This window comes from Paraferrimonas sp. SM1919, from assembly GCF_010993985.1.
GTDB lineage: Bacteria > Pseudomonadota > Gammaproteobacteria > Enterobacterales > Shewanellaceae > SM1919.
In genome coordinates this window covers 26814-51255 of sequence record NZ_WINH01000027.1, presented here as the reverse complement: position 1 = coordinate 51255, position 24442 = coordinate 26814, and the positions used below count along the sequence as shown (strand labels likewise).

The following is a 24442-nucleotide window of genomic DNA, read 5'->3' as shown; positions in this document are numbered from 1 at the left end:
AAGACCACCAAACTTTGATTTCCACTTGTAATAGGTGGCTGAACTTATTCCATGCTTACGACAGAGTTGTTCAACCTTCATGCCCGAGTCAGCTTCTTTTAAAATGCTGATAATTTGGGTATCTGTGAATCGTGACTTTTTCATAGTGCCTCCTAACATTACTTTGCCAGAAAACTCTACTTAATCAATGTCTCAGTTTAGGGGAAGTGGACAGTTTTTACTTATAGAGACAACAAATAACTATGGAATTTAAGAAATGGACATCAATTGCAGCTGTACTATTGTTTTTAACAGCATGTAACTCTGAAGATACTTCTGAAGAAGGGGAAGTTATTCTTGAAGGGGGGACGTTTTATAGTCCAACACCTATAGAGGATGGTGTGCAGCTGTTTATTAACAAAGATGCGAATAAGAATTATTTTTCCTATGATGCTAATGCTGGAGATTACGTTGGTTTATTTGTTGATTTACCAACCTATGGATACAAAGAGGCCGTACGTGAAGATGGCGAGTTAACGGTACAGGTTGGCAATCAGTTAGTGGCGCGTACAAGTGACTATAATCCAACTTTAAGTTTTGAAACTTATAGCGATCGTTACGTAATCCATGCAAACTACCCTGGGCATGAAGGGCTTATGACAGCTTCTATTTCAGAGCAACCAGAGGGATATAGAAAATTAGCAGTCTCTTTTGGTGGTGCATATCTTAATAATGATGCATACGTTAATGTTCAAGCCGATCCCATATCTACGGGGGGATTTTTATACAATTCAGATGAAAGTGTTCATTACCAGAATACAGGCAAAGTAGTTCAGTTTTATAGTACAAGCCCTAAAACAACAAGCGTGTTAATGAAGCCAGTTGATTATAATACTTATGAATCAGGTAATTGGCTATCAATGAAGATAGCAGATCTTATCCCTTATCTTGAGGGCGGTTACGAGTCTTATGATAGCTATACCGGAGTGACATATTTATACGCTTGCTTAGTATATGATACAAATGAGATTGTTGGGATGTATCGACGCTCGAAAGAAGGCCAAACATCTGTTGATAGTTGCGAGTATGAAGGTGAGAACCTTGCTGATTACTTTTTAAGGTCAGTAGTTAATTAACGCACTCCTCAATTATATCCAAAGCATTAATTGATAAACTAGTCAGCATAATGTGAGCGAGAGTGTCAGTTACACAAATTCTCGCTCATTAACCTATCTTCATATTTTATAGATAAAGCGGGTATTAAACTCGGGATCTAATACCTGTTTTATATTTTTGAAATGATTGTATTTTTATTTTTTCAATCATTCATCAAAATAGCCTTTATTCCTCTTTTAGGGCGGATCTAGTATTTTTAATATTTCATGTTACAGTATTAACTTTGGCTGTTTCCTGAGATGAATTTTTCTATATTGATAACTGAGTATAAGGATATATTATGAAAATTAAGGAATTATTAATTGAGCTGCTACAGGCTTCTTGCTTTGTCGCTATTTTAACTTTCTTATGCAGTCTTATTGGGTTTGAGAAAATGAGGTACGTATCACAAGCAACCCTATTTTCTTTTGTTTTTGGTGGAATACCCATGATGTTGGCTAAAAGATTTATCTTATCTTTTTTCGTAACTAATACAGATACTGATTAAAACAAGAAGCACTATTTGATAAGGTTGGTTTTATGAAGCTTATTTTTTCGTTATTATTCTTGGCTTTTTCTTCGAATCTGTTTGCTGAGACTTATTCAGTAAACGTTAAAAGAGCTAGTAGTAACTTATATCAAGACTCTTCAGGGGTTTTTATTGAAACAAAATACTGTTACCAGTATACCTATGGAGACAACGCTATACTCAAATATAGCCCTGATTCATACAATAACAAACTTATTTTTAGTACTGGTACTGAATGCCAAGTTAAATCAGTTTTTAACTCACGAAGCACACCCGACACAAATAGTACATCTGCTAATGTTTCAAGTTCTTCCTATTTAATTGAAGTCGCCCATAATGATGAGCTATTTATTATAAATGGTGAAAAATTTGAAGCTCAGACATACTGCTTGGGATGGGAAGAGGGAGAGAGTGTAATTTTTCTTGAGGGGAGTGAATATGGTGCATGCGCTTCTGCGACTTTATTTAATGTTCAGCGTGATGAGTCTTGTGATGTTTGGTGTGAGTAAAAGTTCTTCAAAATCGTTCTGAAAACAAATAAAACTTAATTAACATACCCCAAAAGCCAGCTTCATTCGAAGCTGGCTTTTTAACAACCTTGCTCCGAACTTAAATCGTACGTGGGCACATCTCGTTAAATCCAACTCGTATTACGCTGTTGTCGCTGTATTTACAGAAGCGGTACATGCCTTCGGTCCACTCTTGCATTAAAACGGCGGCTGACGCTGGCATAGCAATAGCGATTAATAGGGCGGCAATGGTCTTTTTCATGATAGTTCTCTTGTTATCGTTATAGTTTTGTACTTAGGTTAAGCGAATAAGCATTGTATAGGCTTATTTGGCTGCGACCTTTGTATTGGTTTACCGTGCCTTGGGCACAGACTTGTTGGTTTAGCAGTTTATCAATTGAGCCGAAGCGCTCATTAAAGCTGCCCATGCTGTTTTCCCAAATCACCAGGGTTAATGGCTGCTTTGGGTAGCGCTCATTAATATTTAAGTAAACGCCGCGTTTAAAGCGAGTAGTTTGTTTAACCACACCACAGGCGACAACGTCTTTACCATTGTAAAAAGGGGCTTGGCTGGCATCAATTTTAGTTTGGGCGCTGGCACTAAAACCAATAGCTAAAGCGACGAATCCGAGTAACATTCCTTTAGTCATAATCATTTCCTTTTAATAGTTGGTAACCGATGGGCCAATGCAACGGCCATTGATTACAGTACCTAAACATTTTTGCCCTTGTCCAGGCAATGTTGAAGTGGGTGTCATAGTTCCAACACACTGATTATTAATCACATTACCAATACAGCCACTTGGGTTATAAAGGACAGGCGCTTGTTGATAATGGGTTGGGCTAGGTGTGTAGCTTGGGATGCTTGGCGTATAACTGTTATAAGCACGTTGCTGATTAGCGGCTTGGTTTAATGAATTACTAAGCTGCTGCATACTCTGGTTAAATTTAGCCTGTTTGTATGCTAACTCTTGGGCAAGTACAGGAATCATCCTAACCACTTGGTTGTTAAAAGCAACTAAACTGGTGCTACAGTATTTCTGGCTGCCTTCTTTGGTTGTGGTGCTTACTTTTTCTTGATAAGTGGCTAATGCTTCTGCCATTTGTTTTTTACTGTGGGAGTAATACCCAACAAAGCTTTCATTGTTCTTTTTAGCAGAATTATAAAAGTAGCTATTAATATGACCATGCTTTAGGCAAACATCTAGTGCTACTTGTTGCATGGCAACTGCTTTATAAAACTGCTCATTAGCATTACGTGCAGAGGTAATGCAACCCGTTAAAAATACAGCCAAGCCAGCAATTATTATCAAGCGTTTTATCATTGTTATTATGCTCGGATTAATGTGATAAAGATCACTATTTTAATGGGCATATGCTGAGTAATCTATCACACCATAAGGTATCTAGTTGTCCAACTTTGGCGTTAATATGTCGTTTAGTGTTCATGTGTTACCCATCAAGGGGAAATCTTGATATACACGCTGTAAGCTTTTGCTGCAATTTATTAACAAAGTGACGTTATAGGGTTATTACCTGTTCAGGTGGGGTTATTTGTCATTGTTTCATTTAAAGCACCTTGGTACATTTGAGGTAATAACAACATCAATTAAGTTGCCCAATGAACAACCAAGAACAACAATTTCTAAAGGATTTAGAATCCAAACTGTGGAACGCCGCCGACAAGCTGCGCGCCAGTCTCGATGCGGCACAATACAAACACGCGGTACTTGGCCTTATCTTCGTTAAATACGTATCCGACGCCTTCAAACTGCGCCAAGACGAAATCAAAGCGGATTTAACCAATCCCGAGCACGAATACTACCTCGATCCCGACGACTTTACAGAACAAGAGTTAGAACAAGAGATCGCCGCCGAGCTAGAAGTGCGCGATTTCTACACCGAGAAAAACGTATTCTGGTTGCCCACTGCATCGCGCTGGCAGTTCCTGCAAGATAACGCGCCGCTCTGTATTGGTGGGGCAGAATTAACCATAGATGGCGCCAGCAAGCGCATTACCTCGGTAGGCCACCTAATTGATAACGCCCTAGAAGGGATCGAGCGCGACAACCCCAAACTAAAAGGGGTGCTAAACAAAGCCTACGCCGCATTAAAAATCGACCAAGCCAAACTGAACGAGCTAATCAACCTGATTGCCACCATTCCGTTTGTCCACGCCGACTTAAACAGCAAAGACATCCTTGGCCACGTGTACGAATACATGTTGGGGCAATTTGCCCTAGCCGAAGGCAAAAAGGGCGGTCAGTTCTACACCCCAGCCTCCATTGTTAGCCTAATTGTCGAAATGATAGAGCCCTTCGAAGGGCGCGTGTACGATCCGGCCATGGGCTCGGGCGGTTTCTTTGTGCAATCGGAAAAATTTATCGAGCGCCACGCAGGCGAGCGCCAGCTAGACGCCATTACCCAAAAGCAAAAAATCTCCATCTACGGCCAAGAATACAACCACACCACCTGGCAGCTCGCCGCCATGAACATGGCGATTCGAGGTCTCGATTACGATTTCGGAAAAGAGCCCGCCAGCACCTACACCAATGTGCAGCACCCAGACTTACGCGCCGACTTCATCATGGCCAACCCGCCATTTAACATGAAAGAGTGGAACACCGGGGTAGACGATAACGATCCCCGCTTTAAATATGGCCAGCCGCCAGCGGGTAACGCCAACTTTGCGTGGATGCAGCACATGCTTCACCACCTCGCCCCCGATGGCTCCCAAGCCCTGTTACTGGCCAACGGCTCCATGAGCTCCACCACCAATAACGAAGGCACAATACGCCAAGCACTTATCGAAAACGACTTAATCGAATGCATGGTGGCGCTGCCAGGGCAGCTGTTTACCAACACCCAAATTCCCGCCTGTATCTGGTTTTTAACCAAGAACAAAGGCGCCCGCACCGACAAAGCCGGCCGCCAGCTGCGCGATCGCAAAGGCGAAGTACTGTTTATCGATGCCCGCAACCTTGGTTACATGAAAGACCGCGTCCTACGCGATTTCAACTTCGACGACATCCAAAAAGTGGCCGATCTATACCACGCATGGAAAACCGGGCAAGAAGTTCACGGCGTAAGCTACGAAGACGAAGCAGGCTTTTGTAAAGCGGCCAAGCTAGAAGATATCGCCAAACACGACTATGTGCTCACCCCAGGCCGCTATGTCGGCGCCGCCGAAGAAGAAGACGATGGCATCCCATTCGGTGAGAAAATGACAACGCTAACCAACACCCTAAGCGAACAATTCGCCGAGAGCGCCAAGCTAGAAGCGGAAATTAAGAAGAACCTAGCGGGGTTGGGTTATGAGTTGTAATTGGATTGAAATTCCTTTAGGTGATTTCATTGAATTAAAAAGGGGTTATGACTTACCTAAGAGTAAAAGGCAGTCTGGCGATTACCCAATAGTCTCATCTGCAGGAATTTCTGATTTTCATAATGCACAAAAGGTGAAAGGACCTGGTGTAGTCACAGGCCGATATGGAACAATTGGCGAAGTATTTTTTGTTGAAGGTGATTATTGGCCTCTAAACACAACACTATATGTCAAAGACTTTAAGGGAAATTGCCCTAACTTTGTTTATTACCTCTTGAAAACATTTGATTTTCATAAATATAGTGATAAAGCTGCGGTGCCAGGTGTAAACAGAAATCACCTACATCAAGAGATTGTGCGTGTACCAGAAACTTATGAGTGGCAGCAAAATATAGCTGATTTTATTTCGAAGTTAGACGATAAAATCACTCTAAACACCCAAACCAACCAAACCCTAGAAGCGATGGCGCAGGCCATCTTCAAGTCTTGGTTTGTCGATTTTGACCCCACAAAAGCGAAAATGAGAGGCGACGCCCCAGAGGGGATGGACGCCGCCACCGCCGCACTCTTCCCAAGCACCTTCGTCGACTCCGAACTCGGTCCCATCCCAGAAGGGTGGGAGGTATGTGAATCACAGAAAGTTGCAACCATTGGTATAGGGAAAACACCACCTAGAAAAGAGTCGCAATGGTTTTCTGATGACAATAGTAATATTACTTGGATATCGATCAAAGATATGGGTGCTTCAGGGGCTTATGCACTAGATTCATCTGAATATCTAACTAGTGAAGCTGTCGAAAAATTTAATGTTAAAGTTATCCCTGACAACACATTGATCTTGAGTTTCAAGCTTACAGTTGGTCGTATAGCAATCACAAATGGAGAGATGACTACAAACGAAGCTATCGCTCATTATAAGTTAGGTGATAATTCTAAGGTAACAACCAACTATCTATACTCGTACATGAAACAGTTTAACTTTGAATCTTTAGGTAGCACTTCTTCAATCGCAAAAGCAGTAAATTCCAAAATAATTAAATCTTTACCTGTTATTGTGCCTTCGAAAGATATACTAGACAGCTTCGAGGGTTTAGTTAACCCAATTTTTGCAAAAATAAAATTACTACAACTAGAAAATAAAAACCTTGAAGCACTCCGCGACACCTTGCTGCCGAAACTCCTCTCTGGCGAAATTGAGCTAGACAACCTCGCCACTGAAACCGCAGAAGCCGAGGCGAGCTAAGCATGTATAAAATCAATAAATCGGACAACCGCATCAGCCGCATTCAAACCATGAGCTTTTCTGAGCTTGGCTTTCGAGAGCGTGAGCATTTACAGGAGTGGCTCGCTAATGCGCCGGAAGCGCTAGACAATGATTTGCTGATCATTCAAAAAGAGTTTGATGGCTTTAAAGACACCCGCGAGCGTCTCGATTTATTGGCGCTGGATAAAAGCGGTAACTTGGTGGTAATAGAAAACAAGCTAGACGACACGGGCCGCGATGTGATGTGGCAGGCGTTAAAGTACGCCTCTTACTGCTCTAGTTTAACCAAAACCCAAATTATCGATATTTACCAAAGTTACCTAGACCGCTATGAGGGCGGCGGCAACGCCAAGGCCAAACTAAGCGAGTTTTTCGAGGTAGAGTTAGACGAAGTGGTGCTGAACTCCGGCGTAAAGCAGCGCATTATGTTTGTAGCCGCCAATTTCCGCAAAGAGGTCACCAGCACTGCATTATGGCTACTTAGCCACGGTATTCAAATACAGTGCTTTAAAGTCACCCCTTACGCCATGGGCGAGGAGCTGCTGCTAAACGTAGAGCAAATCATCCCCACACCCGAAGCCGAAGAGCTGATGATAAGCATGAACGCCAAAGAGGCCGAAGAGAAATCATCCGAAAAAGAGCAGAAAAACCGCCACAAACTGCGCCTAGAGTTTTGGCAGCAGTGCCTAGAAGCATTGGGTGAGAGCACTACCGAGCTGTTCAACAACATCAGCCCGAGTAAAGATCATTGGTTAAGTGCCGGCAGTGGTGTAAGAAGCTGCCCATTTAGTTTGATTTTTGGCAGCCGTTTTGCCCGTGTCGAATTTTACATGAGTAAAAGCAGCAGCGAAGAAAATAAGCAGATATTCGATTACCTATATGAACATAAAGCCGAAATAGAACAACGCTTTGGCAGCGAATTAGAGTGGCAAAGGCTAGAAGATAAAAAAGCCTGCCGTGTACAGTTTCAGCAAGAATTCGATGGTTATAATAAAGACAATTGGCCAGAGATTATCGCTTGGCTAGTAGAGCACATCGAACGGCTAGAGAAAGCTTTTAAACCTGCTTTAATAACAGTAAATAAAGAGATTAAGAGTAAGTAATGTCAGAAAAAATAGACGTTTTTGATTCAGTCAGAAGGGGCTATAACGACCTAGAAAGTTCCAGCAATGATGATATTGCTGATTTTTTTGGTAATGCCGATAGTGAGGCGATGACAGGCCACATAAGCAATGTAAAAGGAATGGTGTTCGAGCAGCAAGTCACCAGTGCGCTAAACGAGCAAGGGCTAGAAGCAAGTATTCATGAGGCGACTAATCATCCAGATACCGATTTATCCATTTACCTTGATGGCGAAGTGGCGGCAGAGTTGCAGTTAAAAGCGACTGATGATGTAAGTTACATCAGGGAGACACTAGCTGATAACCCTGATATTCCTATTATTGCGACTAGTGAAGTGGCTGCGCAAGTTGACGATCCTATGGTGATTGATTCTGGCATTGAAAATGCTGAGTTAACCTCTTCGGTGAGTGATGCCCTTGCAGGGGAGGCAAGTTCAGTTAGCAGTGACGCAGTGAGTGAGGGTTTAGCTGAAGTTGTCACCGAGACAGCGCTACCTATTAGCCCAATAGGCGCCGTTGCTGCGCTTCTAGGATTGCCGTTTTTATAAGGATACTCAATGGCTATCATTTACCCAGATTTTGACAATATCAGTCGTTTAAAAGTAAAGCCCACCGAAGGCGAGCTTTACTTGGCGAACTATTTAGTTACAAACCTAGATGACAGCTATGAAATCTTTTTTAATCCTTTTTTGGATGGGGATAGGCCCGATTTTATAGTTTTAAAAGAAGGGGTAGGTGCCTTTGTTATAGAGGTGAAGGATTATCAGCTAGCGAACTACCGAATTACCGAGCGTAATCGTTGGCAGGTCAATAATGGTACAAGGTGGGTTGCCATTGCTTCTCCTCAGTCGCAAGCCTTTAGGTATAAGAAAAATCTGTATGAACTCCACCTTCCTGTTCTTGGCCTAAACAATTTAAGCAATCCCAATTTTTATCGAGTTGTATACCCTTTAGTGTATTTACACTGTGCAAATAAGAGCAGTATTAATCAACTTTATATGGGGGCGGAACAGTCCATTAACTTTGTAAAACAGGAACTGAGTCAGCAACTGGCAAAGAAAAAGATTAGTTACGATGAATATAATTGGCAGTCTGATAAGTTACAGCGTTATTCCAAGGCGTTAACTAGAGATAAAAGCTTGGCATACGGTAACGATGCACTAGATTCATTGATTAGGAAGATCAAAAGTACAAACAGTCATGTATTGTTTGATGACAGAATCTACGATGATTTTAAGCGTCGTTTATTGCCTAGCGAACATACTAAAACCCAAGGGATTTTGCCAAAGCTTGATGATAAACAACATGGCTTAACGCTAAGTAAGCCTGGTCATCAAAAAGTGAAAGGGGTAGCAGGCTGTGGTAAAACAACCATTTTGGCAAATCGTGCAACCAATGCTCAAGAACGCCATGGCAATACAGTATTAATCGTCACCTTTAATATTACCCTTAAGAACTTAATTAAAGACAAAGTTAGCGATATTTTAGGCCGAAGGGATCAGTACAACTATGGTGTGACCAATTATCATCAATTTTTTATATCTCAATTAATTGCCATTGGTGAAGATATTCATTCACTCCGTGAAGGGGCTTCATTTGATGAGATCTTTAAAACCGATTACTTCAAAGATAAGTCAGTTGAAAAGTTTGACACTATTTTGATTGATGAGGTGCAAGACTACGAGCCTGAATGGGTAAAAATTGTTAGAGATAACTTTTTAGCCGAAAATGGCGAGATGGTACTTTTTGGAGATGAATCGCAAAATATCTATCAGCGTGAAACGCAAAGGGCTGCAGTAATTGCACAGGGCTTTGGGCGCTGGGTTAAGCTAAAGCGTTCGTATAGGACGACACAAGACTCACCACTTAATCAGCTTTTTAAAGACTTTCAAGAAAAGTATTTACTAGAAAAGTATTCCGATAGTGAATTGACTGCAGTGATGGATACGCAAACAGGCTTTAACTTTGATTTAATGGTCTATGAGCCTTTGCCGGATGACTGGATCCCCAATGCTTTTGAAAAAATTAATAGCTTTATTCAGCAACATAGCCTTCACCCCAATGATATTGTGATCTTGTCTTCACATATATTCTGTGTAAGGCATTTAGCAGAGTTATTTAAGGAACGAGAGAATGTGCATTGTATGTTTGAAGACTATGAAGAGTTGCATGCCCAGTTGCTATTACCGCCTACCTTTAGCATAGAAAAGTTAAAGCAATTAAATGAACTAGAACTTCGTGAATTAATCACAAAGCAGCAAGCTGTCTCAAGGATTGAATCTGCAAGACGTGCCAAGAAAAATCATTTTTATGGGAATAGTGGCCATATAAAGTTATCAACTATTCATAGCTATAAAGGCTTGGAATCGAAAACCGTGTTTTATATTTTGGATGACGGAGATAGCCCAGAGGTGGCCTATACCTCTATTACCAGGACTACAGAGAATTTGATTGTACTAGACAAAAGTAAGGATAATCAATTCTCATCCTTTTTCAGCCTTGAAATAGCTGAATCAACAGCTATATAGGAGGTGCATATGCTTTTTTACATTATCGTCTTCTTAACCATAGGCTTTGTAATAGGGCTGTTTACTAAGTCGGGCGAAGTTGCCTATCCTGTTTATGGGTTGATTGCCATAGTGTGGTTTTTTGTATGGGGCCCATATGCCGTTTTGGCATTTATAGAATTAGTGCTTGGTGATTATCTTGCACGCAGAATTAAATCAATATTTTGATAAGAAAAATTATGAATATCACGGAAGACCAATTAGAAAATGAATGCTTAGAGTGGTTTAAGGGTGTTGGCTATGAGTATCAGCATGGCGTGGATATTGCTCCGGATAGCAGCAATCCATTACGTGATGATTATCATAAGGTGGTGCTAGAGCCTTTGCTGATTAAGCAGGTTGAGAAGCTTAACCCTGAACTACCGCAAGATGCCATTAACCAAGTAGTGGCTGCTGTGGTCAACCCTGATAGCCCTGTTCTAATTAAAAGTAACCATAATTTTCATAAGCTGCTGATTGAAGGTGTGCCTGTTGAATACACCAAGGTGGTTGATGGTACGCCTACCACAACTCACACCCATGCAAGCTTGATGGACTTTAGCTCTACCTCTAATAACCACTTTCTAGTCGTTAACCAATTTACCATTACTGGCAGCAAAGGTAACCGTAGGCCTGATGTGGTGGTGTTTATTAATGGCTTACCTGTAGCAGTGGTAGAGCTGAAAAACCCCGCCAATGAAAGCACCGATATTTGGGATGCGTTTAATCAGCTGCAAACCTATAAAGATGAAATTACTGATTTATTTGTATTTAACGAGGCATTGGTTATTAGTGATGGATGGAACGCTAGGGTCGGATCACTTACTGCCAACAAAGAGCGTTTTTTACCTTGGAAAACCGTTAGTGGTGAAGATGATAGGCCTATGTTTGATTGGCAGTTGGAAACTTTAGTGAAAGGTTTTTTTAAACCTGAACTGCTGCTTGATTACATTCGCTACTTTATTCTGTTTGAAACCGATAACGATAAGCTAATTAAAAAGATAGCTGGCTATCACCAGTTCCATGCGGTCAGGGCCGCGGTAGAAGCCACGGTGTTGGCCAAGCAAGCCGACGAATTACCCATGGTGGCCGATAGTGCGCCGCAATATCAGGTTAAGGCAAGCCGTGGGCTCAGTAACATTAAGCCCGGTAGCGGTAAAGCGGGGGTGGTTTGGCACACCCAAGGCAGCGGCAAAAGTATCTCTATGGTCTGTTATGCCAGTAAGCTATTGCAGCAGTCGGCCATGAATAACCCAACCATTGTGGTAGTAACAGACCGCAATGACTTAGATGGGCAGCTTTACAACACCTTTAGTATGGCTACAGATGTTCTTAAGCAAATCCCTGAACACGCTGTAGGGCGAGATAATTTACGTGATTTGTTAAAGGGCCGACAATCGGGCGGTATTATATTCACGACGATTCAGCGCTTTGCCTTGATTAATGATGAGCTTAAACATCCAGTTCTCTCTAAGCGCGCCAACATTGTGGTAGTTTCAGATGAGGCACACCGCAGCCAATATGGCAATCAAGCTCGCTTAGCTGATATTAAAAACGAGCATGGTGAGGTGGTGGAGCAGCGCTACGTGTATGGTTATGCCAAATACTTACGAGATGCTTTACCTAATGCTTCATTCATTGGCTTTACTGGCACCCCTGTTGCTCTGGATGACAGAGATACCCGCGCAGTGTTTGGTGACTACGTCTCTATTTATGATATTCAAGATGCCGTAGACGATGGGGCTACAGTACCGATCTATTATGAATCACGCTTAGCGAAGCTCAATATTGAAGATGCAGCATTAGAAGCGCTTAATGATGACTTTGAAGAAGAGCTTGAAGGTGATGACGATACTAATCACCGTCAGCAAGTAAGAACCAAATGGGCTGCAGTTGAAAAACTCGTTGGCAGTAAGCCAAGGCTGCAGCAAGTGGCCAAAGACTTAGTTGAGCATTTCACTACTCGTATTAGCACCTTGCCGGGTAAAGCGATGATTGTGGCTATGAGCCGTGAGATCTGTGTGGATTTATACAACGAAATTGTTGCGCTTAAGCCTGAATGGCATAGCGATGATCCAGCCAAGGGCACCATTAAAATTGTAATGACTGGCAGTGCGTCAGATCCTGCTAAATTACAGCATCATGTTTATGATAAGACGACCCGAAAAGCGTTTGAGGGCCGCTTTAAAGACGTAAATGATGAGCTTCAGCTGGTGATTGTGCGTGATATGTGGCTAACGGGTTTTGATGCTCCCAGTTGCCATACCATGTACGTGGATAAGCCAATGAAAGGGCATAACTTGATGCAAGCAATTGCTAGGGTGAACCGCGTATTTAAGGATAAACCTGGTGGATTGGTGGTGGACTATATAGGTATTGCTAACGAACTTAAAAATGCCCTGAAAACTTATACTAACAGTAACGGTAAAGGACAACCAACGGTGGACACTGCTGAGGCCTTTAGTGTGTTTTCTGAAAAGGTCAGTGTTATCCGTGACATGTTTGCCACACCTGTTGATGGGCAAACCTTTATCTATTTGGATACCTTTGAAAAGCAACCGCTAAGGTTAATTCCTGGGGCGGCTAATCATATATCAGGTTTGTCACATACTAACAGCAAAGGTGAAACCAAACGTGATGGCAAGAAACGTTTTTTAGATGAAATGGCAGCATTAAGTAAGGCTTATTCATTATGCAGCACCTTACCAGAAGCAAAAGAGCTAAAGGCTGAGGTTGCCTTTTACTCTGCCATTAAAACGGCTTTTTTAAAGCATTCTAATGTTGATAAGAAGCGCACCGAGCAAGAGCGTAATAGCACCTTAAAACGTATTCTAGACAACGCCATTGTGGCGGAAGGCGTGGATGATATCTTCAGTTTAGTAGGACTTGATAAGCCGAATATTTCACTGCTTTCTGAAGAGTTTATGGAAGATGTGAAGAACATGAAAGAACGTAACCTTGCGGTTGAGTTACTGGAAAAGCTCTTACGTGATGAGGTCAAATCTCGCCTTAAAAGCGACGTAGTGCAAGAGAAAAAGTATTCTGAGTTAATTCAGAATACCCTTAATAAATACCATAACCGCAGCATTGAAACTGCTCAAGTGATTGAAGAGTTGATCCAGTGGGCAAAAGAGATGCAAGAAGATGCGGAACTACTTGATAAATTAAAGCTATCACCCGATGAAATGGCTTTTTACCGTGCCTTAGTCGTTAACGAAGCGTCAGTAAGAGAGCTTGGTGATGATGCCTTGCGTGCCTTAGCTATTGAGCTTACGCAACAGCTTAGAAAGTCTGCCACTGTAGACTGGCAAAAGCGTGAGGCTGTTCGCGCCAGAATGCGTAACTTGGTTCGTCGTTTACTGCGTCGCTGGAAATACCCACCAGATAAAGCTGATGAGGCTATTGAGCTTGTATTAAAGCAAGCAGAAGTGGTCGCCGATGGTTGGGCGGCTTAACCCTGTGCGAATAAATGAAAGTAACAAGGTGAACAATGGGTAAGATTTATGTAGCTTGGGATACTACTAAGCCTGATTTGGCCAAAGTAGGGATGACCACTCGTGATGCTTTTGTACGCGTTGCAGAAACTGAAAATCCTGATTACGTGCTGTTTACTGATTTTGATGTAGATAATGAACATATCGAGCAAACAGAAAGAGATATTCACTCATTCTTAGAACGCTATTTCAGTCGGCGCCATCATAAGTCCTATGGGGGTGTTTCTGAGTGGTTTGAGGGGACACCTAAGGAAGTTGCTGAAAAATGTGGTGAGTTTTTAAAGCACGGTACTAGTGCTCGAGAGCTAAGGATAACTATTGCAGATTTAGAGAAAGAACTGTCTGCAGCTAATGAAGAAAAAGACAAGGTTTTAAAAGAACATGAACGTTTAAAAGATCAGTATTCAACGCTCGAGACAAAATTTGAAGCTTTAAAGCAAATATTAAAAGAACTTAGTGATTTTGACGGTACAAGCAGTCTACAAAACTCGGTAGCAGAGCCGAAAACAACAAATAAGCTGAGCAAGAAATCAGTCAAAAACGCCTTAGAAGTATTAAGAGGTAATAAATGAGTACAAGTTTAACGATAACAAAACTAGAAGAGTTATCAGCGCATTTGAAAGCGCATGAAGGGGCTTATGGCTCTAGTGCAGCACAGGTAATTAGTGAGACTAATTTGCCCACTGTTGAAGAGTTTAAGAGTGTTGTTAATAATCAAGATGATACTCTTGAAATAGGCATTGTGGGGCGTGTAAAAGCAGGTAAGTCTTCAATTGTTAATACCTTATTTTTTGAGGGTGAAGAGGTGTTGCCTAAAGCGGCAACCCCTATGACTGCAGCACTAACAATATTGTCTTATGATGAAGAAGCATCTATAGAGGTAGAGCTTTACAATCAGAATGATATTAAAGACATAGAATTAAAATCTAGAGAGTATGAGCGGAAGCGTTCAAGGCTTATTGAAGACTACATTCATGAAAATTCAAATTTTATTAAGAAGTTAGTTGGCTCAGACATTGAACGCAAGGCGGTCGAGTATGCTGACAGTTTAATGAAAGATGACGAGCTTTCTTTCTACCTGCATTGCTACAATGATATTCAAGCTCATATCGATAATTTACCGAGCGATGATAAGTTAACCCTAAAAGTAGATGATCCCTACAATATTAATAAAGAGATTTTGGACTATGTAGGCTCTGATGGTAAATACACCCCATTTACAAAATCTGTTCATATTCGTCTGCCTTTAGATTCCTTAAAAGGGATTAAGATTGTCGATACGCCTGGTATCAATGATCCTGTTGCATCCCGTGAAAGCATTACCCGCCGTAGGTTGAAAAGTTGCGATGTTGTATTCATCGTTACCCCTTGCGGGCAGTTCTTAAATAATGAAGATGTAAAGCTGATTGATAGGGTCGCGAATTCTGAAAAAGCAAGGGAGTTGTATATTGTTGGCAGCAAGTTAGATAGCCAATTGTTTAATATGGAATTACAAGGAGGCCTGCCTGAACGTATTGACCATATTCAGACAAAGCTTTCAATGCTTGCTAGTCGTACATTTCGAAATTTGAAAGCGACAAATTTGGAAGTGGATAGCATGTATGATGAGCTGATTGAAGAAGCCAAAGAGCGTGTTATTTTGGTTTCATCATATGCTGAGACTATGTGTAAAAAAGTTGCCAAAGATACAGATTTGAGTGCTGATGAGCAACTGCTGTTAGATAGGCTTCAACAAGTTTTTCCTGACGATTTTAAAGACGATAATAGTTCTATGGTTAACCTTTCAACTATTTCTAAATATACGTTTTTGAATACGGTGTTAGCTAATGTTAACGAAAATAAGTACCGATTGATCGAGGAAGCTAATGAAGCCTACAGTAAAAAAATATCGAAAATTCATTTACTTTGTAAGGATAAATTGCAAAATGCTCTCGAAGCTAAGTTAGATGCACTTGATGATTATGATGTTGCAGAATTAAAGCAAAGATCTGAATTAATTCAAAGTTTTAGAGATAAAATTACTGATGAGTTAAATGATTTTTATGCAGATTCAGTTCGTGAGCTTAAAATTGCACTATCTAAATTCATGAAAGAAAGGATTAGCGCTAGCATTGATAACTTTAATGTTCTGACTCAAACGACGGTAAAAAGTGGTGGTGCCTGTAGTGCCAGTAGAACAGTAGAGCAGATACGTACAGGTGCCGCATTTGCCAAACTAGAGTTGCTTATACAAAATGTTGAAGATCATGTGTCGGCAACATCTGAAGAAGTGCTTTTTAACTGGAAAAAGAAGTTAAAACGAGATTTAACGACTAAGTTAGAGCCGCTGATTAATGATGATGTTATTGAGCTTGATATGGTCCGCTCAATTTTATCTGGCATTTATCCTGAAAACTTGGAAATTAACTACAAAGCGGCAATCCCTAAAGAACTCCAACCATCTGGTACCCTGAGTGGGCGTTCGGCTAGAAATTATGCTCAAGATATGGTCGCGTTTGGCCGAGATAAACTTAAATTACAAACCAGACAAGATATTAAAGAATACATTGCAAAGTTAGAAGCTGAATTAATGGAAGTCTCGCCAGCAAAACATATTTTCAATGAGTTTGAGCAACAAAACAATGATCTATTAGCTTTGGTTGGTCACAAAGAGGAAGCTGAAGAACTCATTGAGGCTGCGATTGAATCACTTGAAGGCTTGTCTGATGACTAGTGACGTTAAAGAGGATAAAAAGCTAAAGCGCTGTAAAGATAAAGTTGAGCGTTTAAAGAAAGAAATTATTGAGTTAAAGGACGCAAATGAAGATCTTTTAAGTCAGTTAAAAGGGGCGAAGTTTTCCACTGACGAAGAACAGTCTAGCCTCAAGGTTGATAAGGTTATTTTAGAGAAGGAAGCGCTTCAAAGAGAAGTCGATTTATGCAAAACATTAGCATCTATGACTCAGAATAAAGCTTTGAAGGCATATATCTCTGAAGTTCAGATGCTGTTATCGCGTTCAGATTTACCTTTTGTGTCTTCGGAAGTTGCCGATTTAAGGGCGGCTTTTTTAAATGCCAAAGAGTTAGTTCCCATGCGTGGCTTTCACGAAAAAGCTGGTTTTGCTGTAGGTGGTGGATTTAGTAGTGGTAAGTCTTCATTTATTAACTCATTTATTGCGGAAGATGGCGTTAAACTTGAAACAGGTTTAACACCAATGACTAGCTTACCTACATATATCGATTTTTCAGATACGAATGTTGTCGAGCTATTTGATGCTACAAGTAAAAAAGTAAGCGTAGACATAGATGTGTATAAGCAGCTGAACCATGACCAGTCGCCGAGTATTTCGGCACTGCAAAAGAGCATCAGCAGAGTCTTAATTGAAACGAAGACCAAGCAGACTTCGCATCCATCATTTTATTTCATAGATACACCAGGTTACGACCCTGCCCATAGTGACTCGACAGCTAATGATGAAAAAAAGTCTCGTTATGCGCTTAGCCAAGCGGATGCAGTGATATGGCTAATAGGCTTGGATGCAAATGGCACAATACCTAAGTCAGATCTGTCCTTTTTATCGCGGAATTTACTGGCAAGTCATAAGTTAATGCTTGTACTTACAAAATCAGACCTTAAAACAAGTGCTGATATTCAAGCAATTATGAATCGAGTAAAAGTTGACCTTAATAATGCACAAATTCAGTTTGAAGGTATCCAATCTTTAAGTCAGCATGGCGAACAGGATGTTTTTCATGAAGGTTGTACCCTGGCTGAGTTTTTTAAGCAAGTTTCTAATGACATTGAAAAACCAAGTTTACTTGAAGCTAATGCAATGATCTCAAACGTATTTCAACGTTGTATAAACAGGGTTTCAGCCTCGATACAAAGTTATGAAACCCTGAGAAAAGCTTTAAAAAATGTACAAATTGCACAGTTTAAAAACGATATTGAAAATGAGCTGGTCGATGATGGTCTTCAAGAAATATCTAAAAAGATAAAATCCGAAAAATCATCACTTAACCTTCTGAAGTCATTAGCTAAAGAGCTCAAAGTATTTTTTTCTAATCATTGCCATTATAAGTTTGATATGGAGCTGTTATGGCCAAGTCAAACTCATCAAAAAAATATTTCGACAAATCTTGTGGATGATGGGTTAAAGTCTTCTTCAAGAACAGAATCTGCAATAGCTGCATCTACTGCAAATACCCTTACATTTTCTGATGAGAGGGTAAGTCTTACAAGAGCAATTCAAGAGATTGCTGTTTTTCACCCTGAATTTTCTGCTCACACTGCTGCAAGTGTAAATAGAATTCTTCGTCAGCATGGTATTTTGCAGCTAGTCCAAAATAAAACCGCAGTAACTGAGAAAGCTGCTAAATATGGTATTACTTCAGTATTGAGAACAGACACTAAAGGTGAAGAATATAACGCTATTTTGTATGACAAAAATGCCAAGTTGTTTGTATTAGGGTTACTTAGAGATTCTGTAAGTTTCTAGAGGCCAAATTCTAGTTACTCAGTAAGGTACAAGAAAGCCAAAAATATTAAAGGGGAAATCCATGTTTATGAGCTGGAAGATGCTGACTTAGCGAGGCGTTGGGCAGATTGATTCCATTTATTAAACCTCTCATAAATTGTCTGCAATTTTCAATGCCTCAATAATTCGATTATGGCTTTGATAGGCATAATGGTGGTTGAAGCAGATACACACCCTTAAGTCATTAGCGGCTTCTGCGTTTGCCGTGTCTAGGAATTTAAAGCTGTGGGCGCAGACTTCTAGGGTCAGTGCCTCATGGTTTACTCGCTTAGCTAAGTCGGTGAACTCGTAGTCTTGGTTGTAGCTTTTGATTTTGGCAAAATCATGAATTAGCCCAGCCACTATTGCTAAGTCATGTTCGTATAAGCTGCATGGGCCAAGTTGTTGCAGAGTATGTAATGTATGTATGACTCATAACTTTATCCTTTGATAATAAAAATCATCATTCGTATTTGCTTTTAGTCGTGATGATTTTTATTATCAAATTAAGAGTTAAATAATCTTTTGATGTGCTTAGAGTGAACTTGAGGTTAATTAAGAACTAACATGGACTCATATTATTAAGTTAATTCACTTTTTTAGACCAAGGGGCGGTCGTGATAAGATTTTATATAAAAGAATTAATTTCGGAAAAAAGTTTTAGGGAAGGGCAGGTTATTACCATTTCTGAGGTTGCTCAGCATACCGGTATTCATCGAATGACACTTTCAAAAATGGTGAATAAGAAGGGCAGCTCGGTCACAACAGATAATATAGATAAGCTGTGTAAGTATTTTGAGTGTGAAGTATCAGATGTCATGCGGTACGTTGATAGTGATGATTGACCTCAGGTAAGTGAATGAAGCAGATCTATAAAATTACCTATCATCCTGTAAACAAAATCTATATTGGTAAAGACAGTGTTGGTAGCTATAAATATTTTGGTACTCCCAATATGGAAATTGTAAATCTTGATTTTGAAAAGTTGCCCGATCACATCAGAAAGAATTACACCATTCAGAAGGAAATTCTTTGGGAGTCTGAGAACTGCAGTGAAAGTGATCTCTCATTAAAAGAGGTGGAGTTTATCCGCCAGTATCAATCGAATAATCCTAGTATTGGCTACAATCGTTGGCCTAAGTTTACCCCTAAAGCTTAACTCTTCTGCTTAACTACCAGGTACACTAATAGTCGCTAATCGCCATTAACTGTGCCTATTTTGTCCTTTTCAGCTATTCAATTTTTACATTTCAAATTGTTCTATTTTTTGTAAATTAGGACACAGTAAAAACAAACGGTGTATCTGGATTAATCATTGTAAGTTTATGTTTTAATTGTGCTATTACAGGTTTTCTTGAAAGTAATATAAGGTCAATTAAAGTCAAAAATGACACGGATACGACACGAAAATCTGTGTCATTTGGTTTACGCAAGCACTATGGATGTCACATGACCCTAAGGTCAAATCTTGAATACTTATGCAATGGTAAATTTGGAGATTCTTGTCAGTTTGTGACACGAACAGGGCACATGTGTCGTAAAGCGGCTTAGGGTTGTTTGTCGACCTGGCAAAAATTTTGATAACTAAAACTAATGCTGATTTAGAAAAGTTAGCTTTTTGTAGCGATGGTAGGTAGTGGCTACCTAGATAGAATATGAATTTATGACACAGAGCGTCACAGATTGCACTATACTTAAAGCATGAAGCCTGAAGGTAAGCTTATGAATATATTGAGGAATTGGTTGCGGGGGCTGGATTTGAACCAACGACCTTCGGGTTATGAGCCCGACGAGCTACCAAGCTGCTCCACCCCGCGTCCGAATTGTAGTGATTAGTTTTTTTGACTCTCTTAATCATGAGAGGAATTGGTTGCGGGGGCCAGATTTGAACTGACGACCTTCGGGTTATGAGCCCGACGAGCTACCAAGCTGCTCCACCCCGCGTCCGAATTGTAGTGATTAGTTTTTTTAACTCTCTTAATCATGAGAGGAATTGGTTGCGGGGGCCAGATTTGAACTGACGACCTTCGGGTTATGAGCCCGACGAGCTACCAAGCTGCTCCACCCCGCGTCCGAATTGTTGTTCTGTTTTCTGGGTTACCCCGTTGAACAGGTGGCGCACTTTAACAGAGTTGACGCTGGTTGCAACTAAAATTTCAATAAAAGTGTTTGTTTGTCTGGTTTTTGCACCAAATGTACGTTTTTCGATTAATTTAAGGTTTTTTAAGGTTTTAGACTTGTTTGCTGTTTTGACTAAAACTGACTTTCTTCAATTTTTATAAATTGGTCTTTACCGCTGGGTATGTTAAAAAAGGTTTATAAAAAGTAATTGAGTTGTGTTTGGGAATAAATGAAATTTCTTACAAGAATAATAAACAGTCTTGGAAAGCTGTGTGCTTGGCTAACGGTTTTGTTAGCTGTGTTGTTGCTTAGTGTGGTGGTACTTAGGTATGGATTTAATATTGGTGCCACAGCAATACAAGAAACGGTGGTGTATTTTCACGGCTTTGCCCTGTTAATGGGGGCAGGCATGACCTTAATTGACGATAAACATGTGCGAGTGGATGTGTTTTATCGCAATTTACCCCTCCAAAAACAGGGCATGATCAATGCGGTCGGCTTATTCATTTTAGCAGCGCCAGTATTTATCTTTATTGCCTGGATGAGCTATCCCTATGTATTGATGAGTTGGCGTTTATTAGAATCCAGCCAAGAAACCGGTGGTTTGCCCTTTGTTTACCTACAAAAATCCATGTTGTTAATGTTCCCGTTAGTGATGCTACTGAGTATTAGCGTGTGTTTGGCTAAGGCAATTAAGCAAATAAAAGGAGTACACTAATGGCCATTGTTTTATTCGGGTTTATTTGTGCCTTGTTAATGTTTGGCTTTCCTGTGGCGTTAACGCTGGCGGGGGTGTCATTAATTGTGGCCTTTATCGCGTCCATGTTTGGTGGCTTTGATATGGCATTGCTGCATGCGTTTCCAAGTCGCTTGTTTGGCATTATTAACAATCAAACTTTGTTGGCGGTTCCGCTGTTTGTGATGATGGGGGTCACCCTTGAAAAAGCTGGGATTGCCCAGGCGCTGCTGAATTCTATGGCGCAGCTGTTTGGGCGCTTTAGGGCAGGCTTAGGCTTTTCTGTGGTGTTTGTGGGTATGCTATTGGCGGCCAGTACTGGCATTGTCGGCGCTACTGTAGTGACCATGGGCTTAATGAGTCTTCCTAGCATGCTCAAACGTGGCTATCACCCAGCCATTGCCAGTGGCAGTATTTGTGCCACCGGCACCTTGGGGCAAATTATTCCACCTTCAATAGCCTTAGTGCTGCTTGGGGATGTGCTTTCAAGTAGCTACCAAAAGGCCCAGCTTGATATGGGCATTTTCTCTCCGAAAACGGTATCGGTAGGGGACTTATTTGCGGGCGCTTTAATTCCTGGGTTACTGCTGGTGGCCATGTATTTTGGTTACTTACTGCTGATGAGTAAACTGAAACCAACGTGGTTTGGCAAAGCAACCGAAGCCCCTAGTAAGGTTGATATTACTGCTCTAGTGAACTCCCTAGTGCCACCAATGGTGCTGATCATATTAGTGCTTGGCTCAATTTTATTAGGAGTAGCCACACCAACGGAGGCGGCCGCTGTGGGCGCTTGTGGTGCCTTAGTGTTAGCCCTTATTAAAGGGCAGCTGAATGTGTCGGGCTTGCAAAATATTGGTTTGGAAACCGTTAAAGTCACTTCGATGGTGTTTTTGATCCTTATTGGGGCCAGTTTGTTTTCGTTAGTGTTTCGCGGCCTAGGTGGAGAAGAATTAATTGAAGGTGTATTCCAGCAGTTACCTGGTGGTGCGGTTGGGGCGATGATCCTAGTGATGCTGGTGATCTTCTTACTCGGCTTTATTCTTGATTTTATTGAAATCACCTTTGTGGTTGTGCCCATTGTGGCGCCGGTATTAATGATGATGGGTATTGATCCATTATGGCTGGGTATTATGCTGGCGGTTAACCTACAAACCTCATTTTTAACGCCGCCTTTTGGTTTTAGTCTGTTTTATTTACGGGGTGTGGCACCTAAGTCGTTGCATACCAGTGACATTTATAAAGGGGTGATCCCTTTTATTGGTATTCAAGTTTTATTACTGATTATGTTGGCCCTGTGGCCAGAGCTGGTGACGTGGTTGCCAGAACAGGTTTATGGAAAGTAAGGAAGAATAATGAAGAAGTTAATTGGATTAGCATTAGCGGCATTAATGCTGGCGGGCTGTGGTAATGAGCAAGCCCAATCAAGCCAAGGGGCGGTGCCTCTTAAAAATTATGAATGGAAGTTAGTCACCTCTTGGCCGAAAAACTTTCCAGGCCTAGGGATGGCGCCAGAACGTTTTGCAACTATGGTTGATGAAATGTCGGCAGGGCGGCTAAAAATTAAAGTCTATGGCGCGGGTGAGTTAGTGCCTGCGTTTGAAGTCTTTGATGCGGTCAGTGGTGGCGTAGTGCAAATGGGACACTCGGGTGCTTACTACTGGAAAGGCAAAATTCCTGCGGCGCAGTTTTTTTGTTCTAGCCCATTTGGCATGAACCCGCAGCAATTTAATGGTTACTTACACTACGGTGGTGGCCTTGAGTTATGGACTGAACTGTATAAGCCTTATGGTGTTATTCCTATGGCGGGGGGTAACTCTGGCATTCAAATGGGTGGCTGGTTTAATAAGGAAATCAACAGCATTGATGATCTAAAAGGTTTAAAAATGCGTTTGCCTGGTTTAGGTGGCGCAGTGCTAGAAAAAGTTGGCGGTGTGCCGGTCACTTTACCTGGTCGTGAATTGTTTACCGCATTGCAAACCGGTGCCATTGATGCAACTGAATGGGTAGGGGCTTACAATGATTTAGCCTTTGGTTTAAATCAAGCCGCCAAACATTATTATTACCCTGGCTGGCATGAGCCCGGCTCAACGCTTGAGTTTCTTATTAATGAGGCGGCCTACGCTGAATTACCTGCAAATCTTCAGGCGATAGTGAAGTATGCGGCGCGAGCTGTCAATCAAGATATGTTGGATGAATACACAGCGAAAAATATTATCGCATTAGAATCATTGGCTAAAGAACATGGCATTATCCCTAAACCCTATCCTAAAGAAGTCCTTACTACTTTAAAAACTGCCTGGGATGAGGTGGTGGCCGAGATGTCTAACAATGATCCGCAAATACAAAAAGTTTACAGCCATTATAAGTCCTTCCAAGAGGGCGCTGGTAAGTATCATGCCATTACCGAATCAGCAATAGATACGATTAACCAGTAAGGGCTTGCAAGGGATGCTACCCTTATGTAAGGTATGCGCAAAATTAAATTGAAGGATAATTTCGATGCCATTATTAGATAGCTTTACAGTGGACCACACGATTATGAACGCGCCAGCGGTGCGTGTGGCGAAAACCATGTCTACCCCGAGTGGTGACAAGATCACAGTGTTTGATTTACGTTTTTGTATTCCTAATAAGGCAATCTTGTCTGAAAAGGGGATACATACCCTTGAGCATTTATTTGCTGGTTTTATGCGTGATCACCTTAATAATGGCCCACAAGAAATCATCGATATTTCCCCTATGGGTTGTCGTACTGGCTTTTACATGAGCCTTTTAGGGGAGCCAAGCGAACAAGAAGTGGCAGACGCGTGGAAAGCTTCTATGACTGACGTGCTTAACGTGCAGAATCAAAATGAAATTCCAGAGCTAAACGAGTTCCAGTGTGGGACTTACATGATGCACTCGTTAGAAGAGGCCAAAGAAATTGCCCAAGATATTCTTAAGCAGCCAATTGGTGTTAACTATAACCAAGAGTTAACGCTGTCAGCGGCCCAGCTTGAAGAGATCAACAAGCATTAATTCGGCGTGAATAAGCACTAACTGGTTAGACCATATTAAGGGCGAATAGAGTTATCTGTTCGCCCTTTTTTGTTTGAGAAAAATTCATCAAAGTTAACTAAACTTTAGCCAATTCATAGCATGAGGGCTTTGTGTAATTTGTAGGGCTT

23 protein-coding genes and 3 tRNA genes are annotated in these 24442 nt (G+C 41.2%); 18 read left to right on the top strand and 8 right to left on the bottom strand.

Features of this window, described 5'->3' with window-relative positions:
• A partial coding sequence (locus GFB48_RS15055; RefSeq protein ID WP_163937596.1) for a transposase occupies positions 1 to 144 on the bottom strand: 144 nt, incomplete at its 3' end.
• A 98-nt stretch (positions 145 to 242) separates the two neighbouring features.
• On the opposite strand from GFB48_RS15055, the gene GFB48_RS15050 reads away from it, so the two are divergent.
• The 3 genes from GFB48_RS15050 to GFB48_RS17715 all read left to right on the top strand — a co-directional run bounded on the left by GFB48_RS15050 (position 243) and on the right by GFB48_RS17715 (position 2172).
• Positions 243 to 1115 (top strand): hypothetical protein, encoded by an 873-nt coding sequence (locus tag GFB48_RS15050; RefSeq protein WP_163937594.1) that lies wholly within the window; start codon positions 243 to 245, stop codon positions 1113 to 1115.
• A gap of 320 nt (positions 1116 to 1435) precedes the next feature.
• Positions 1436 to 1642: a hypothetical protein gene (locus GFB48_RS15045; RefSeq protein WP_163937591.1), complete on the top strand. Its 207-nt coding sequence runs from the start codon at positions 1436 to 1438 to the stop codon at positions 1640 to 1642.
• A 32-nt stretch (positions 1643 to 1674) separates the two neighbouring features.
• On the top strand, positions 1675 to 2172 hold the full coding sequence (locus GFB48_RS17715; protein WP_240464889.1) for a hypothetical protein: 498 nt from the start codon (positions 1675 to 1677) through the stop codon (positions 2170 to 2172).
• 100 nt (positions 2173 to 2272) lie between these two features.
• Here the strand turns inward: GFB48_RS17715 and GFB48_RS15030 are convergent, their stop codons facing one another.
• From GFB48_RS15030 to GFB48_RS15020, 3 genes are read right to left on the bottom strand one after another with little or no spacing between them, the layout of a single operon-like run.
• The gene (locus tag GFB48_RS15030) at positions 2273 to 2434 is read right to left on the bottom strand and encodes a hypothetical protein (RefSeq protein WP_163937588.1); all 162 of its coding nucleotides are present in this window, start codon (positions 2432 to 2434) and stop codon (positions 2273 to 2275) included.
• Positions 2435 to 2453: 19 nt separating this feature from the next.
• Complete coding sequence (locus GFB48_RS15025; RefSeq protein ID WP_205597747.1) at positions 2454 to 2822, bottom strand: hypothetical protein; 369 nt, start codon at positions 2820 to 2822, stop codon at positions 2454 to 2456.
• 12 nt (positions 2823 to 2834) lie between these two features.
• A complete protein-coding gene (locus GFB48_RS15020) occupies positions 2835 to 3485 on the bottom strand; it encodes a hypothetical protein (protein WP_163937581.1) in 651 nt (216 codons plus the stop codon).
• A gap of 308 nt (positions 3486 to 3793) precedes the next feature.
• Here GFB48_RS15020 and GFB48_RS15015 point away from each other — a divergent pair, with 308 nt between their 5' ends.
• The 9 genes from GFB48_RS15015 (at position 3794) to GFB48_RS14975 (ending at position 18400) form a co-directional block, all read left to right on the top strand.
• Positions 3794 to 5497 carry a class I SAM-dependent DNA methyltransferase gene (locus GFB48_RS15015; protein ID WP_163937578.1) on the top strand — a complete coding sequence of 568 codons (1704 nt, stop codon included), beginning with the start codon at positions 3794 to 3796 and terminating at the stop codon, positions 5495 to 5497.
• A complete protein-coding gene (locus GFB48_RS15010; protein ID WP_163937575.1) occupies positions 5487 to 6740 on the top strand; it encodes a restriction endonuclease subunit S in 1254 nt (417 codons plus the stop codon). Before GFB48_RS15015 ends, GFB48_RS15010 begins: the two co-directional genes overlap by 11 nt.
• A 2-nt stretch (positions 6741 to 6742) precedes the next feature.
• Entirely contained in the window at positions 6743 to 7864 is a 1122-nt protein-coding gene (locus GFB48_RS15005) for a DUF4268 domain-containing protein (protein ID WP_163937572.1), read from the top strand.
• A complete protein-coding gene (locus GFB48_RS15000) occupies positions 7864 to 8430 on the top strand; it encodes a hypothetical protein (RefSeq protein WP_163937569.1) in 567 nt (188 codons plus the stop codon). Before GFB48_RS15005 ends, GFB48_RS15000 begins: the two co-directional genes overlap by 1 nt.
• Before the next feature lie 9 nt (positions 8431 to 8439).
• Entirely contained in the window at positions 8440 to 10410 is a 1971-nt protein-coding gene (locus GFB48_RS14995) for a nuclease-related domain-containing DEAD/DEAH box helicase (protein ID WP_163937566.1), read from the top strand.
• A gap of 218 nt (positions 10411 to 10628) precedes the next feature.
• Positions 10629 to 13883, top strand: coding sequence for a type I restriction endonuclease subunit R (locus GFB48_RS14990; protein ID WP_163937564.1), 3255 nt, complete (start codon positions 10629 to 10631; stop codon positions 13881 to 13883).
• Between the two features lie 35 nt (positions 13884 to 13918).
• Positions 13919 to 14494, top strand: a complete 576-nt coding sequence (locus GFB48_RS14985; RefSeq protein ID WP_163937561.1) for a GIY-YIG nuclease family protein — start codon at positions 13919 to 13921, stop codon at positions 14492 to 14494.
• On the top strand, positions 14491 to 16635 hold the full coding sequence (locus GFB48_RS14980) for a dynamin family protein (RefSeq protein ID WP_163937558.1): 2145 nt from the start codon (positions 14491 to 14493) through the stop codon (positions 16633 to 16635). Before GFB48_RS14985 ends, GFB48_RS14980 begins: the two co-directional genes overlap by 4 nt.
• Positions 16628 to 18400, top strand: coding sequence for a dynamin family protein (locus GFB48_RS14975; RefSeq protein WP_163937555.1), 1773 nt, complete (start codon positions 16628 to 16630; stop codon positions 18398 to 18400). Before GFB48_RS14980 ends, GFB48_RS14975 begins: the two co-directional genes overlap by 8 nt.
• 129 nt (positions 18401 to 18529) lie before the next feature.
• Here the strand turns inward: GFB48_RS14975 and GFB48_RS14970 are convergent, their stop codons facing one another.
• Positions 18530 to 18781 carry a hypothetical protein gene (locus GFB48_RS14970; RefSeq protein WP_163937551.1) on the bottom strand — a complete coding sequence of 84 codons (252 nt, stop codon included), beginning with the start codon at positions 18779 to 18781 and terminating at the stop codon, positions 18530 to 18532.
• A 254-nt stretch (positions 18782 to 19035) separates the two neighbouring features.
• Here GFB48_RS14970 and GFB48_RS17775 point away from each other — a divergent pair, with 254 nt between their 5' ends.
• Both GFB48_RS17775 and GFB48_RS14960 read left to right on the top strand, forming a co-directional pair.
• A complete protein-coding gene (locus GFB48_RS17775) occupies positions 19036 to 19263 on the top strand; it encodes a helix-turn-helix transcriptional regulator (protein WP_163937548.1) in 228 nt (75 codons plus the stop codon).
• A 14-nt stretch (positions 19264 to 19277) separates the two neighbouring features.
• On the top strand, positions 19278 to 19577 hold the full coding sequence (locus GFB48_RS14960; protein ID WP_163937547.1) for a GIY-YIG nuclease family protein: 300 nt from the start codon (positions 19278 to 19280) through the stop codon (positions 19575 to 19577).
• Between the two features lie 581 nt (positions 19578 to 20158).
• Here the strand turns inward: GFB48_RS14960 and GFB48_RS14955 are convergent.
• The 3 genes from GFB48_RS14955 to GFB48_RS14945 form a co-directional block, all read right to left on the bottom strand.
• A tRNA-Met gene (locus GFB48_RS14955) sits at positions 20159 to 20235 on the bottom strand.
• Positions 20236 to 20285: 50 nt separating this feature from the next.
• A tRNA-Met gene (locus tag GFB48_RS14950) sits at positions 20286 to 20362 on the bottom strand.
• Positions 20363 to 20412: 50 nt separating this feature from the next.
• Positions 20413 to 20489, bottom strand: a tRNA-Met gene (locus tag GFB48_RS14945).
• A gap of 279 nt (positions 20490 to 20768) precedes the next feature.
• On the opposite strand from GFB48_RS14945, the gene GFB48_RS14940 reads away from it, so the two are divergent.
• The 4 genes from GFB48_RS14940 (at position 20769) to luxS (ending at position 24293) form a co-directional block, all read left to right on the top strand.
• Complete coding sequence (locus GFB48_RS14940) at positions 20769 to 21257, top strand: TRAP transporter small permease subunit (protein WP_163937543.1); 489 nt, start codon at positions 20769 to 20771, stop codon at positions 21255 to 21257.
• Positions 21257 to 22618 carry a TRAP transporter large permease subunit gene (locus GFB48_RS14935; RefSeq protein WP_163937541.1) on the top strand — a complete coding sequence of 454 codons (1362 nt, stop codon included), beginning with the start codon at positions 21257 to 21259 and terminating at the stop codon, positions 22616 to 22618. Before GFB48_RS14940 ends, GFB48_RS14935 begins: the two co-directional genes overlap by 1 nt.
• Positions 22619 to 22627: 9 nt before the next feature.
• Complete coding sequence (locus GFB48_RS14930) at positions 22628 to 23710, top strand: TRAP transporter substrate-binding protein (protein ID WP_163937537.1); 1083 nt, start codon at positions 22628 to 22630, stop codon at positions 23708 to 23710.
• A gap of 64 nt (positions 23711 to 23774) precedes the next feature.
• The gene (gene luxS / locus GFB48_RS14925) at positions 23775 to 24293 is read left to right on the top strand and encodes an S-ribosylhomocysteine lyase (RefSeq protein WP_163937535.1); all 519 of its coding nucleotides are present in this window, start codon (positions 23775 to 23777) and stop codon (positions 24291 to 24293) included.
• Positions 24294 to 24442 lie beyond the last annotated feature (149 nt).